The sequence below is a fragment of the Streptomyces cynarae genome (assembly GCF_025642135.1).
GTDB lineage: Bacteria > Actinomycetota > Actinomycetes > Streptomycetales > Streptomycetaceae > Streptomyces > Streptomyces cynarae.
Genome location: NZ_CP106793.1, coordinates 2,847,637 through 2,860,864 on the forward strand (window position 1 = coordinate 2,847,637; position 13,228 = coordinate 2,860,864).

Here is a 13,228-nt window from a genome sequence, read left to right on the forward strand (position 1 = left end):
CGACCATGGCGGGACCCGTCCTGGAAATGCGCTCGATCGTCAAGACCTTTCCCGGCGTCAAGGCGCTGTCGGACGTCAATCTGACCGTCCGTAAAGGCGAGGTCCACGCCATCTGCGGGGAGAACGGCGCCGGCAAGTCGACCCTCATGAAGGTCCTCTCCGGCGTCCACCCGCACGGGAGTTACGAAGGAGAGGTCCTCTTCGAGGGCGAGGTCTGCAGCTTCAAGGACATCCGGGCGAGCGAGCAGCACGGCATCGTGATCATCCACCAGGAGCTGGCGCTGGTGCCGTTTCTCTCCATCGCCGAGAACATCTTCCTCGGCAACGAACACGCCTCGCGCGGGTTCATCAACTGGAACGACACGCTCAAGCACGCCACCGAACTGCTGCGCCGCGTCGGCCTCGACGAGCATCCGGAGACCCGGATCGCCGACATCGGCGTGGGCAAGCAGCAGCTCGTGGAGATCGCGAAGGCGCTGTCGAAGTCCGTGAAGCTGCTCATCCTCGACGAGCCGACGGCGGCCCTGAACGACGAGGACAGCGGCAAACTCCTCGATCTCATCCTGGAGTTGAAGAACCAGGGCATCACCTCGATCATCATCTCCCACAAGCTGAACGAGATCCGCAAGGTCGCCGACTCGGTGACGATCCTGCGCGACGGGCGCACCATCGAGACGCTCGACGTGAAGGCGCCGGAGACGACCGAGGAGCGGATCATCGCCGGCATGGTCGGCCGCGACCTCGACAACCGCTTCCCCGACCGCACTCCGCACCGGCCGGAGGAGGGCGCGGCACCGGCCCTGGAGATCCGCAACTGGACCGTGTTCCACCCGATCGACCAGCAGCGCAAGGTCGTCGACGACGTGTCGATCCAGGTGCGCCGCGGGGAGATCGTCGGTATCGCGGGCCTGATGGGCGCGGGCCGCACCGAGCTGGCCATGAACGTCTTCGGGCGCACCTACGGCCGGTACGCGGGCGGCACGGTCCTCAAGGACGGCAAGGAGATCCGTACGAAGACCGTCGCCGAGGCGGTCGAGCACGGCATCGCCTACGTCACCGAGGACCGCAAGCACTACGGCCTGAACCTCATCGACACCATCAACCGCAACATCTCGCTGACCGCGCTGAACAAGGTGGCCAAGCGGGGCATCGTCGACGAGCACGAGGAGCGGCAGGTCTCCGAGGGCTTCCGCAAGACCATGAACATCAAGGCGCCGACCGTCTTCGAGCCGGTGGGCAAACTGTCGGGCGGCAACCAGCAGAAGGTCGTCCTCAGCAAGTGGATCTTCGCGGGACCGGACGTGCTGATCCTGGACGAGCCCACCCGCGGCATCGACGTGGGCGCCAAGTACGAGATCTACACGGTGATCGACCAGCTGGCCGCGCAGGGCAAGGCGGTCGTCTTCATCTCCTCCGAGCTGCCGGAGCTGCTCGGCATGTGCGACCGCATCTACACCATGGCCGCCGGGCGGCTGACCGGAGAGGTTCCACGGGCCGAGGCCACCCAGGAAGTGCTGATGCGCCAGATGACGAAGGACAAAGAGGTAACCCGATGAGCACCGATGTGACCGCCAAGACCCCGGCCCCGGCGCCGCCGGGCAAGAGCGGATCGGCCACCGGCAGGGGCCTGCTCCAGCTGGTTCTGGGCGGCCTGCGCCGCAACATGCGCCAGTACGGGATGCTGATCGCGCTCGGCCTGATCGTCATCTTCTTCCAGGTGGCGACCGGCGGGGACCTGCTGCTGCCGCGCAACGTCTCCAACCTGGTGCTGCAGAACAGCTACATCCTGATCCTCGCGATCGGCATGATGCTGGTCATCATCGCCGGGCACATCGATCTGTCGGTCGGCTCGCTGACGGCGTTCGTGGGTGCGTTCGCGGCCGTGCTGACGGTGGAGCACAGTGTGGCGTGGCCCCTCGCGCTCGTGCTGTGCCTGCTGGTGGGCGCGGTGGCCGGCGCCGTGCAGGGATACCTCATCGCGTATCTCGGCATACCGTCGTTCATCGTCACCCTCGCGGGAATGCTGCTCTTCCGCGGCCTGACGGAGATCCTGCTCAAGGGGCAGACCCTCGGCCCCTTCCCGGACGGGCTGCAGAAGCTCGGCAACGGCTTCCTGCCCGAGGTCGGCCCGAACACCAATTACCACAACCTCACGCTGCTGCTCGGCCTCGTCATGATCGCCGCCGTGGTGTGGCAGGAGGTGCGCGACCGGCGTCGCCAGCAGGAGTTCTCCCTGGACGTGCTGCCGGCGCGGATGTTCGCGCTGAAGATCGTCGCGATCGTCGCCGCGATCCTGGCCCTCACGATGCTGCTCGCCAGCTACCAGGGGGCGCCGATCATCCTCATCGTCCTCGGTGTCCTGGTGGTCGGCTACGGCTACGTCATGCGCAACGCCGTCTTCGGCCGTCACATCTACGCGATCGGCGGCAACCTGCCGGCCGCGAAGCTGTCCGGCGTGAAGGACAAGCGGGTCACCTTCCAGGTGTTCCTGAACATGGGCGTGCTCGCGGCCCTGGCGGGTCTGGTGGTCGCCGCCCGTCTGAACGCGGCCTCGCCGAAGGCGGGCGTGAACTTCGAGCTCGAGGCGATCGCCTCTTCCTTCATCGGTGGTGCGTCCATGAGCGGCGGTGTCGGTACCGTCCTCGGCGCGATCATCGGTGGTCTCGTGCTCGGCGTGCTGAACAACGGCATGAACCTCCTCAGCGTCGGCACCGACTGGCAGCAGGTCATCAAGGGCCTGGCCCTTTTGGTGGCGGTCGGCTTCGACGTGTGGAACAAGCGCAAGTCCGGTTCGTGAGCCGGTAAGGGCCCCCGCCGAAAGGCGGGGGCCTTTTCCCTGGGCACGGCGCAGGCAGCAGAAAGCAGGAAGCCCGTGAAGGAACTCTTCGGCAAGCTCGCCGACGGCACCAAGGTCTACCGCTGGTCCCTGGAGAACGGCGGGACCCGCCTGAAGGTGCTGAACTGGGGCGGTGTGGTCCAGAGCCTGGAGATCCCCGACCGGCACGGCCGCTGCGCCAACGTCTCCCTGGGCTTCGACAACATCGACGACTACGTGGCGAAGACCCCGTACTTCGGCGCCCTCATCGGCCGCTACGGCAACCGTATGGCCAAGGGCCGGTTCACCCTGGACGGCAAGAGCTACCAGCTCTCCGTCAACGACGGCGTGAACAGCCTGCACGGCGGCAAGCAGGGCTTCGACAAGCACATCTGGGACGTCGAGCCGTTCACCAGGGGCTCCGACGTCGGCCTGCACCTGTACTACACGAGCGTCGACGGCGAGATGGGCTACCCGGGCACGCTCAAGGCGAAGGTGACGTACACCCTCGACAAGCACGGCGACTGGCGCATCGACTACGAGGCCACCACCGACAAGGCCACCGTCGTCAACCTCACCAGCCACGTCTACTGGAACCTGGCCGGCGAGGGCAGCGGCACCGTCGAGGACCACGAGCTGCAGATCGCCGCCTCCCGCTACACGCCCACCGACTCGGGCCTCATCCCCACCGGCGAGCTGGCGAAGGTCTCCGGCACCCCCTTCGACTTCCGCCACGCCAAGGCGGTCGGACGGGACCTCCGAGCGGGCGACCCGCAGCAGGTGCAGGCCAAGGGCTACGACCACAACTGGGTCCTGGACAAGGGCGTCACCGCGAAGCCCGAGCACGTGGCCACGCTGCGCGACCCGCGCTCGGGCCGCACCCTGAAGATCTCCACCGACCAGCCGGGCCTGCAGTTCTACTCGGGCAACTTCCTCGACGGCACCCTGGTCGGCACCAGCGGCCACACCTACCGCCAGGGCGACGCGCTGTGCCTGGAGACCCAGCACTTCCCGGACTCGCCGAACCACGCGAACTTCCCGTCGACCGTGCTGCGGCCCGGGCAGACGTACCGGACGACGACGATCCACTCGTTCAGCGCGTAAACGCGAGCGAACTCACACTCGACGCACACCAGTTGAACGACGCCACGTCCGTATCCGTATGAGTGGATGGCCCGTGCTCCCCCGCACGGGCCACCCACTGTACGGAGGTTGCCTTGGCAGACAACGTCACCTCGCTGTTCCGCAGCTCCGCGGCGCACAGCCCCTCGATGGCGGCGCTGACACGGGAGAACGACGGAGTCGGCCCGGTGGACTTCTGCATCCCGTGCAACCCGTACTTCCCCACGCCCGCCATGTTCGAGGAGATGGCGGGCAAGCTGCGTGACATCCTCACCTACTACCCGAGCGGCGCGGAGACGATCACGGCCGAGCTGTGCGGTCTCCTCCAGCTGCCGCCGCAGTGCGTCGCCATGGGCAACGGCTCCACCGAGCTGATCACCTGGATCGACCACCTGCTGGTCCGCGAGTCCCTCGCCGTCCCCGTCCCCACCTTCGGCCGCTGGACCGACCAGCCCATGGAGACCGGCAAGCGGGTCGACATGTTCCCGCTCCAGGAGTCCAACGGCTTCTCCCTGGACCTCACCCAGTACGCCGAGTTCATCCGCGGGCGGGGCACCCGGGTCGCCGTCGTCTGCAACCCGAACAACCCCGACGGCGGCTACCAGTACAAGCACGCCCTGGTGCAGTTCATGGACCAGATGGCCGACCTCGACCTGGTCGTCGTGGACGAGTCCTTCCTGGAGTTCGCGGACGCCGAGGCCGACCCCAGCGTCGTGCAGGAGGCCATGCTGCGGCCCAACGTCGTCGTGCTGCGCAGCCTCGGCAAGAACTTCGGCCTGCACGGCATACGCTTCGGCTACCTGGTCGCCAACCCGTCGCTCGCGGGCCGGATCCGTTCCATGCTGCCGAAGTGGAACCTCAACTCCTTCGCCGAGCACGTGGTGTTCATGCTGAAGGAGCACGGGGCGGAGTACCAGCAGAGCCTGCAGCAGGTGCGCCGCGACCGTCTGGAGATGGCCAGCCACCTCTCGGCGCTGCCCGGCCTGACGATCTACCCGTCCCAGGGCAACTTCCTCTTCGTGCGCCTCCCCGTCGGTGCCGAGGGCACCGTGGTCCGCGACCGGCTGCTCACCGAGCACCGGATCCTGGTCCGCGAGTGCGGCAACAAGATCGGCTCCTCCAGCCGCTTCCTGCGACTCGTGGTGCGCCCCCAGGTGGACGTGCGTCGCCTGGTGTCCGCCCTGGAGCAGGTGCTCTACGGGTCCAGGAGGGGAGCCGCCGTGCCCGAGCTGAGCCGGCGAACCGGCTACAGCTCGGGTACGGCGGCGGTGGACCGCCTGGTCAGCGAGACCAACGGGGCGGGGTGCGGGGGCTCGCCGCCCGGGCCGCAGGGCCCGCTCCAGGGCTCCCGGCCGCCGCACCGCTCCCCGCCGCGCAGCCGGCCGTCGGTGGAACGCCGATGCCCGCCGCAGCCCAGGCCGCTCCCCTGCCTCCGGCGCCCGCGCCCCTGCTCACACCCGCACCGGCTCCCGCCCCGCTGCCGACCCCCGCGCCCACTCCGGTCCCCGCGCCCGCTTCGGCGCCGTTCCCCGCGCCCGCTCCGGCGCCGTTCCCCGAGCCCACTCAGGCGCCGTTCCCCGAGCCCGCTCAGGCGCCGTTCCCGGCGGCCGCCCCGATCCCCGCCGCCGCCGCGGCGACCGGCCCCACCCCGCCGGGCGTCCCGGCCCGCGGTGGTCTGACCGCCGCCCAGGTGCGCGGCATGACCGCGCCCGCCCCCGGCATCCCCGGCCTGGCACCGGCCCCGGCCACCGGCTGGCCCAGCCCGCCGGCCTGGCCGAACGCGGCGGGGATGGGTCAGGCGGGGTAGGACCGCCGCGCAGGTGCCGTCCGGGTGATACAAAAGCCACCGAGTTATTCCTTGATGTCCGATTTACTCCTATAAATACCGAGGAATCACCAAGCAACTGTTTCGCCCACTGAAAGACCCCACCGGAAATGCCGCTCGACCCCGAGTGACGCAATTCACTTACGATGCCCCTTAGTGGCTTTACCTGGTCCTTAACCTCCCGACTTTGCGGACATGCCCCAATCCGAGGCACGGGCGGCAACTAGCCTGCTTAGTAAAAACGGGAATTGTCGAATTATTCCCGGCGGCTAAGAATGTTCCCGCCGCAGCGCACCGCAAACGAAATGCGGTGCTGTTTGTCGAGGGGAACCGGCAACTGCGGGCAATGCAATCCCCGGACCAAGGACCGCACCATGCCCAAACACGCCTTCAACCGCTCGCGCCGGGCGCGCCGGTTCTCCACCGGCGGCGCCGTCACCGCTTGCTCTCTCGCCCTGGCCTGCACGGCCGTGCTCGGGGCGGCCCAGGCCGCCGACGCCGCTCCGGCCGCTTCGGCCGTCGCGGGAACTCCGGCCGCGTCCACCGCTAAGACCACATACGTCGTCCGGCTCGGCGACCATCTGGCTTCTATCGCACGGACCCACAATGTGCCGGGCGGCTGGCAGGCCATCGCAGCGGCCAACAAGCTTTCCAGCCCCTACATCATCCGGCCGGGTCAGGTCCTGATTCTTCCCACCGGGTCTTCCTCGATCAAGAAAACCGTGTCCGCCCCGGCCGCGAAAACCGCGCCGGCTTCCAGCGGCGTGATCTACGCCAACAACCTGGACGGCTGGATCAAGCACTCGCTGGCGGTCATGAAGCAGCACGGTATTCCGGGTTCCTACAACGGCATTTACCGCAATGTCATGCGAGAGTCCTCCGGCAACCCGAAGGCCATCAACCTCTGGGACTCCAACGCCGCGAAGGGCATCCCGTCGAAGGGCCTCCTCCAGGTGATCGACCCGACGTTCCGCGCGTACCACGTGCCGGGCACGTCGTGGGACATCTACGACCCGGTCGCCAACATCACCGCCGCGTGCAACTACGCCTACCACCGCTACGGCTCGATCGACAACGTCAACGGCCCTTACTGAGGCACCTGATCCGCACCTTCGGGGTGGTGGCCGCGCAGCGTCGCGCGGCCGCCACCCCGTCCCGTGCCCAACGGCCGGAAAACGCCCGGTGTCCCGGGATGACATGCCAGTGAATTCACCATAGAAGACGACCTTTCCCCCTCCCCGTCACCCGCCTGCTCCGGTCACCATGACCTTCCCATCCGCCTTGTGACGTCTGGGAGTTGGCCGTGAACGGCTTCCCCTGGGACACCACCCTGGCCGTCGTCGGTCTGGCCGTCTCCGGTGCCGCGGCTCTGTGGGAGTTCGTCGTCGGCAGCCGGAAACTCCTCGGCTACCGCGTGCAGATGGACACGACCGCCCAGGACGCGGCCGCCGCGCCGTACGCGGGAGTGCTCCGGCAGATGCAGCACAACGGCACGTCCCTGCACGACCCGTCGTTCGTCCTGCTGCGCATCGAGAACAGCGGCCGGCCCCCATCGTGGAGGACGACTACCTGGCGCCCGACGGCGCCCGGGCCGGCATCCAGGTCACGTTCCGGGGCCGCCGGGTCGTCGGCATGGTCGTCACCGAACTCAGCCGCAGTGAGCTGCGCAGCTTCTTCGTTCCCTCCGGCAGCGGCCAGGGCACCCCTCAGCCGGTGCCGGGCCTCGGGGTCGGCGACGGGCTCATCGAACTGCCCAAGGTGAAGCTGAACCGCCGCGACCACTACAAGGTGCTGGCGGTGCTGGAACGCGAGGCGGGCTTCACGGAGCAGACGTTCCCGGACCCGGAGGTGGTCGGCGGCATCGTGGGCGGGGTCCGCCGCGGCAGGATGCGGAAGACCGAGTACTACCCGTTCGCCGCCAAGCCGGTCCGGGTGCTGCTCGTCCTCCTGGTCCTGGTGCTCATCGGGCAGTCCCTCTTCATGCTCCTGCGCAGCGACCCGAAGCCCGCGCCGCTGGACTGCGCCAAGGGCACGCTCACGCTGTCCGGGTCCACCGCGTTCGCGCCGGTTCTGCGGGAGGCCGCGCGGCAGTACGAGAAGACGTGCCCCGACGCGCACATCCCGCTCTCGAACGACAGCTTCAAGGGCAGCGTCCCCGGACTCAACGCCCTTGAGGCGGCAGGCGAACAGGACAAGCCGAAGGGCGGCAAGGGCCTCGGCGACCGTCTGGCGTTCAGCGACGGCCCCAAGAGCGGGACCGGCCACCCGCAACTGCTGCCCCGCCCTGTCGCCCTCTCCCTCTTCACGCTGGTCGTCAACCCGGACGCGGGCGTGAAGGACCTGCCGCTGCAGCAGATCAGGGACATCTACGCCGGCAAGATCACCAACTGGAAGCAGGTCAACGGCAACGACGTGCCCATCCACCTCGTGAGCCGCTACCCCGGTTCCGGCACCCGCACCACCCTCGAACTCCGCGTCCTCGGCGACCAGCGGCTGCCGGGCGTCACGGCGAGCGACTGCGTCGCCATGGACACCGCCAAGCCGGGCCGCTGCGAGGTCGGCGACACCCAGGCCCTCCTGGACACCGTGGCCTCGACCCCGGGCGCCCTCGGCCACAGCGAGGTTGGCGCGGCCACGGCCCACGCCGGCATCCAGCCCGTTCGCATCGACGGCTACCCGGCCACGCTGGAGGGCGTCGACGGCGGCGCCTACCCGTACTGGCAGACCGAGTACGCCTACACCTACGGCGAACCGCCCGCCGACTCCCTCGCCGCCGGCTTCCTGCGCTACCTCTCCGAGGAGGTCGGCAAGGACATCATCCGTTCCCACGGCGACCGCCCCTGCGCGGAACTGGCCAAACCGTTGCTGTGCCGTCCGAGTGGGTAGCCCGCCTCGGCGCCGGGTCTCAGGGGTTCTCCCACGACGCCGGTTCCGCGGCCAGGCGGCGGACCGGTTCCGGGAGGGTGTCCGTCGCGATGTCGGCGAGCGTGACGCCCTCGAGGATCTTGCGTACGTTCGCCCGCAGAGCGATCCACAGAGGCAGGAGCGGCTGCGCCGAGCCGGTGTAGCTGAGGCCCGTGGGCCGCTCCCCCCGTACCGACACGATCGGACCGTCCACCGCGCGGATGACGTCCGCCACGGTGATCGCGGACGGCTCCCGGGCCAGGGCGTAGCCTCCGGTGCCGCCGCGTCGGCTGGTGACCAGGCCCGCGCGGCGCAGATCGCCCAGGATGCCCTCCAGGAACTTGTGCGGAATGCCCTGCGCGGCCGCGACCGTCTCCGCCTTCACCGGTGCCGTCTCCTCGCGCACGGCCAGCTCCAGCGCCGCCCGTACCGCGTAATCCGCCCGTGCCGAGATCCTCATGCGGCCATTGTCATGCCTGCCACGGGTGACAATCCTCGCGTGGCGATGAGCAGACGTACATTCCATATGATCACCGGCACCGCCGCGCTCGGTCTTGCGCTCGGCGGCAGCGGTGAGGTGCACGCCGACGTGAGCGCGCCGACCGGTCCGCCCCCGGATCCGCCGCGGGCGGACGGACGGGCGCACACCGTCGGCTTCGACCGGTACTCGATGCTCGTCGACGGCCGGAGGGTCGTGCTGTGGTCGGGCGAGATGCACCCGTTCCGGCTGCCGAGCCCGTCCCTGTGGCGGGACGTGCTGCAGAAGATGCGCGGCCACGGGTACAACACCGTCAGCGTCTACGTGGCGTGGAACTTCCACTCCTCCGCCCCCGGCCACCATGACTTCACGCGCGTCCGCGACCTCGACCTGTTCCTGCGTACCGCCGCCGAAACCGGTCTGTACGTGACCCTGCGCCCGGGCCCCTACATCAACGCCGAGGTCGACGCGGGCGGCTTCCCCGGCTGGCTGACGGCGACGCCGGGCACGGCCCGCACCTCCGATCCGACGTATCTGGGTCACGTCGACGAGTGGCTGACGGCCGTCAACCGGATCGCCGTACGGCACCTGTACACGCGCGGCGGCGGCACGATCGTCCTCTACCAGCTCGAGAACGAGTACGCGAACCACGTCACCGAGGCCGCCGGCCGCGACTACATGGCCCACCTGTACGACAAGGTCCGCGCCGACGGCATCGATGTGCCGCTCTTCCACAACGACAAGGGCCGCAACGGCTACTGGGCGCCCGGCACCTTCGACACCGGCGGGGAGCGGGGGCGCTGGCTGTACGGCTTCGACGGGTATCCGTCGCCGTTCCGCCCACCGCCGGACTGGGGGTACTTCGGGCCGGGCGGGACGAAGGGCGGATCCACCGCGAGTCCTGACACGCCGGGATTCCTGGCCGAGTTCGGGGGCGGCTGGTTCGACCCGTGGGGCGGGGCCGAGTTCGGCGGGAAGGGGTACGCGGAGTCGCGCCGCACCCGGGACGCGGCGTACGAGCGGCGCTTCCACCTGACCAACCTCGCCAACGGCATCAAGATCCACAACGTGTACATGACGTTCGGCGGCACGTCGTGGGGGTGGCTGCCCGCGCCGGTCGTCTACACGTCGTACGACTACGGCGCCGCCCTCGACGAGGCCAGACAGCCGACCGCCAAGCTGGTCCCCATGCACCAGATCGGGCATCTGCTGCACACCGTGCCGGAGCTGGCCGAGCTGGACCGGGCGGAGGACGTCGACGTCGGCGGCGGCCCGGCGCTCAGGGCGTATCACCTGGTCAATCCGGACACCGGAACACATGTGCACGTGCTGCGCAACGACTCGACCGGTGAAGCCGAGGCCGCCGTCCCCGTCGCCGGGACCACCGTCCGGGTGCCCGTGCCCGGCCTCGACGCCCGGCTGCTGGCCGCCGGGATGTCGCTCGGGCGGCGGACGCTGCGGTACTCCTCCGCGCAGCCCATGCTGCGGCTGGCCGTCGGGCGGCAGGACCTCGCCGTCTTCACGGGCCGTTCGGGCGAGGTGACGACGACCGTCCTGGAGTGCGCGCGTGAGCCGAGGGTCACCGTGCTGGAGGGGGACGCGGCGCACACGTACGCGCAGGGCACCCTGCGCCTGGACGTGCGGCTCGGCGGGCTCGTCCGGGTGCTGGTGGAGGGCGGAGGCGTGGCACGTCCGCTGCTGCTCCTCCTCGCGGACGACGAGACGTCCGTACGGCTATGGCCCCACCACACACCGTCGGGGCCGTTCCTGGTGCACGGGCCGGCCCTGCTGCGCACCGCCCAGCGTCGCGGCACCACCGCACAGCTCACCGGCGACACGGTCGACGACGCGGATCTGGAGGTGTGGGCGCCGCCCGGGGTGACCGAGGTCGTCTGGAACGGTGCTCCCGTGCCCGCGCGCGGCACCGCGTCCGGCAGTGTGCGCGCCACCCGGCGGCTGCCGGGCGCGGCACCGGTCCGGCTGCCCGCGCTGACCGGGTGGCGCCGGCGGGCGGAGAGCCCCGAGGCCGCCGTCGACTTCGACGACTCGGCGTGGCGGACGGCCGACCGGACGACGTCGTACGCCACGACTCCTGTGCCGGCCGGACAGCCCGTCCTCTTCGCCGACGACTACGGCTTCCACTACGGGGACGTCTGGTACCGGGGCCGTTTCGAGGGAGCAGCGGGCGCCGCGTCCGTGTCGCTGGCGTACGTGTCCGGCACGCAGGGGTTGCTGATGGCGTGGCTGGACGGGAAGCCGCTGGGCACCCACCGGATGCCCGTGCCGGACGCGAAGACGGTGCGGCGGGGGACGTGGTCGGCCACGGCGACGTTCCCCATCGCGCCGGGTGACGGACCGCATGTGCTGTCCGTGCTGGTCCGGCGCATGCAGCACGACGAGGACGGCGGGGCGAACGACAGCCACAAGGCGGGCCGGGGCCTGGTCTCCGTCGCCTTCGACGGGGCGTCGCCCGCGGTGCGCTGGCGGATCCAGGGCGAGGCGGCCCCGGACCCGGTGCGCGGCCCGCTGAACAACGGTGGGCTGTACGGGGAGCGGCACGGCTGGCATCTGCCCGGGTTCCCGGACGGCGACTGGGAGGCGGTCCCGCTTCCGCGTACCGAGCGGGGGCAGGGTGTGGTCTGGTACCGGACGCGGTTCCGGTTGGCCGTCGATCCCGGCACGGACGCGTCCATCGGGCTCACCCTGGCGGACGATCCGGCGCGTGCCTACCGGGCGCAGATCTTCCTCAACGGATGGAACATGGGCCAGTACATCAACGACGTGGGCCCCCAGCACACCTTCGTCCTGCCCAACGGTGTGCTCGACACCCGGGGCCCGAACACGCTCGCGCTGGCGGTCCTCGCCGACGGGACCACCCCGTCGGGGCCGGGCACCGTCGAACTGACGCTGCTGGGACGGGCGGCCGGGGGAGTCCCGGTGACGCTGGTGGACTCCCCCGGATTTCCGAGCCGGTCGCTCTAGGGACGGGCGGTTGGCGAGGGCTGTTCGAGCGTGGGCCAGCCGTCACGTGTCCAGCCGAGCGGGTTCATGCCCAGCTTGGGTGTGCCGTTGTCGTCCCCGTCGTAGTAGTGGTAGGCGATCCAGTCCTCGCCCTGGTCGCGGAAGACGGACTCTCCACCGGGGCCGATGTAGCGGCCGTGGGAGGCGAGGAACAGGTCGCCGCCGCCGTTCAGCAGGGGTGTGCCGGTGCTGTCGGTGTAGGGGCCGGTCACCGACGTGGACCTGCCGACCCTGATCTTGTACGTGGAGTTCACCCCCGCGCAGCAGGCGTCGTAGGAGGCGAACAGGTAGTAGTACTGACCGTGCTTGACCACGTACGCGCCCTCGACGGCGTACGGGGCGTCGGGGCGGGTCGCCAGGTGGTGCACCGTGGCGCCGGGGATCGCCTTGCCGGTCGTCGCGTCCAGTTCGACCATGCGGATGCCGGTCCAGTACGAGCCGAACGCCATCCAGAGCCTGCCGTTCGCGGGGATCACCGCCGGGTCGATGGCGTTCCATGCGTCGGTCGTCTCTGAGGTGAAGACCTTGCCGTGGTCGGTCCAGGTGCCGGGCATGCCGGTCGGTGAGGTGGCGACGCCGATCGCGGAGTGATTGGTGCCCCAGGAGGAGACGGCGTAGTAGAGCCAGTAGCGGCCGTCGCGGTAGGACAGGTCGGGGGCCCAGGGGTCGCCGGTGGAGTTGTACTCGTACCACCAACTCGGCGGCTGGTCGAAGGCGTTGCCCGCGTCGTCCCAGTGGCGCAGGTCCTTCGAGAGGCGGGCGCCGATGACGCCGCCGGTGGAGTAGGCGACGTACAGGCCGTTGTCGAGGCGGTGGACGGTCGGGTCGTGGATGATCTGCTGCCCGGTGAGCGGGAGCGGGTCGGGGTAGTCGGCGGCCTGGGCGGTGGAGGGCAGGAAGGCGAGGAGGGCGGCGGCCAGGATCGCCGCGAGTCTGAGGCGCTTCAACGGACGGTCTCCTTACGGGAGAAGCTGCGTGACGTGCTGCCGACCGGGGCTTGTGCGTTCGGTATTTCGAATGACGCTCGTAACTGCGAACGGACCGTAGAGTGGAAGCGCTTTCA

The 13,228-nt window shown here is 69.7% G+C and carries 7 protein-coding genes and 2 pseudogenes; 7 read left to right on the forward strand and 2 right to left on the reverse strand.

Annotation, left to right across the window (positions count from 1 at the left end):
* Nucleotides 1-5 precede the first annotated feature (5 nt).
* The 6 genes and pseudogenes from mmsA (at nt 6) to N8I84_RS13370 (ending at nt 8,648) form a co-directional block, all read left to right on the forward strand.
* Nucleotides 6-1,556 carry a multiple monosaccharide ABC transporter ATP-binding protein gene (mmsA, locus tag N8I84_RS13345; RefSeq protein ID WP_263229740.1) on the forward strand — a complete coding sequence of 517 codons (1,551 nt, stop codon included), beginning with the start codon at nt 6-8 and terminating at the stop codon, nt 1,554-1,556.
* On the forward strand, nt 1,553-2,797 hold the full coding sequence (gene mmsB, locus N8I84_RS13350; protein ID WP_263229741.1) for a multiple monosaccharide ABC transporter permease: 1,245 nt from the start codon (nt 1,553-1,555) through the stop codon (nt 2,795-2,797). The genes mmsA and mmsB overlap by 4 nt, the downstream gene beginning before the upstream one ends.
* 42 nt (nt 2,798-2,839) lie before the next feature.
* Nucleotides 2,840-3,919, forward strand: a pseudogene (locus tag N8I84_RS13355) (aldose epimerase family protein); the annotation flags it as partial.
* A gap of 113 nt (nt 3,920-4,032) precedes the next feature.
* Nucleotides 4,033-5,744: pseudogene (locus N8I84_RS13360) on the forward strand (pyridoxal phosphate-dependent aminotransferase).
* A gap of 392 nt (nt 5,745-6,136) precedes the next feature.
* On the forward strand, nt 6,137-6,856 hold the full coding sequence (locus N8I84_RS13365) for a transglycosylase SLT domain-containing protein (protein WP_263229742.1): 720 nt from the start codon (nt 6,137-6,139) through the stop codon (nt 6,854-6,856).
* A 460-nt stretch (nt 6,857-7,316) separates the two neighbouring features.
* Complete coding sequence (locus N8I84_RS13370) at nt 7,317-8,648, forward strand: substrate-binding domain-containing protein (protein ID WP_263229743.1); 1,332 nt, start codon at nt 7,317-7,319, stop codon at nt 8,646-8,648.
* A 19-nt stretch (nt 8,649-8,667) separates the two neighbouring features.
* On the opposite strand, the gene N8I84_RS13375 is transcribed toward N8I84_RS13370, so the two are convergent.
* Nucleotides 8,668-9,126 (reverse strand): RrF2 family transcriptional regulator, encoded by a 459-nt coding sequence (locus N8I84_RS13375; RefSeq protein WP_263229744.1) that lies wholly within the window; start codon nt 9,124-9,126, stop codon nt 8,668-8,670.
* A gap of 39 nt (nt 9,127-9,165) precedes the next feature.
* Between N8I84_RS13375 and N8I84_RS13380 the strand changes: the two genes are divergently transcribed.
* Nucleotides 9,166-12,126 (forward strand): beta-galactosidase, encoded by a 2,961-nt coding sequence (locus N8I84_RS13380; RefSeq protein ID WP_263229745.1) that lies wholly within the window; start codon nt 9,166-9,168, stop codon nt 12,124-12,126.
* Here the strand turns inward: N8I84_RS13380 and N8I84_RS13385 are convergent.
* Nucleotides 12,123-13,112 carry an arabinan endo-1,5-alpha-L-arabinosidase gene (locus tag N8I84_RS13385; protein WP_263229746.1) on the reverse strand — a complete coding sequence of 330 codons (990 nt, stop codon included), beginning with the start codon at nt 13,110-13,112 and terminating at the stop codon, nt 12,123-12,125. The two genes, N8I84_RS13380 and N8I84_RS13385, sit on opposite strands and share 4 nt — an antisense overlap.
* Nucleotides 13,113-13,228 lie beyond the last annotated feature (116 nt).

Excerpts from the sequence above, each read along its gene's own strand:
- mmsA (WP_263229740.1), top strand. The coding sequence starts at position 6 with ATGGCGGGACCCGTCCTGGAAATGCGCTCGATCGTCAAGACCTTTCCC.
- mmsB (WP_263229741.1), top strand. The coding sequence starts at position 1,553 with ATGAGCACCGATGTGACCGCCAAGACCCCGGCCCCGGCGCCGCCGGGC.
- N8I84_RS13365 (WP_263229742.1), top strand. The coding sequence starts at position 6,137 with ATGCCCAAACACGCCTTCAACCGCTCGCGCCGGGCGCGCCGGTTCTCC.
- N8I84_RS13375 (WP_263229744.1), bottom strand. The coding sequence starts at position 9,126 with ATGAGGATCTCGGCACGGGCGGATTACGCGGTACGGGCGGCGCTGGAG.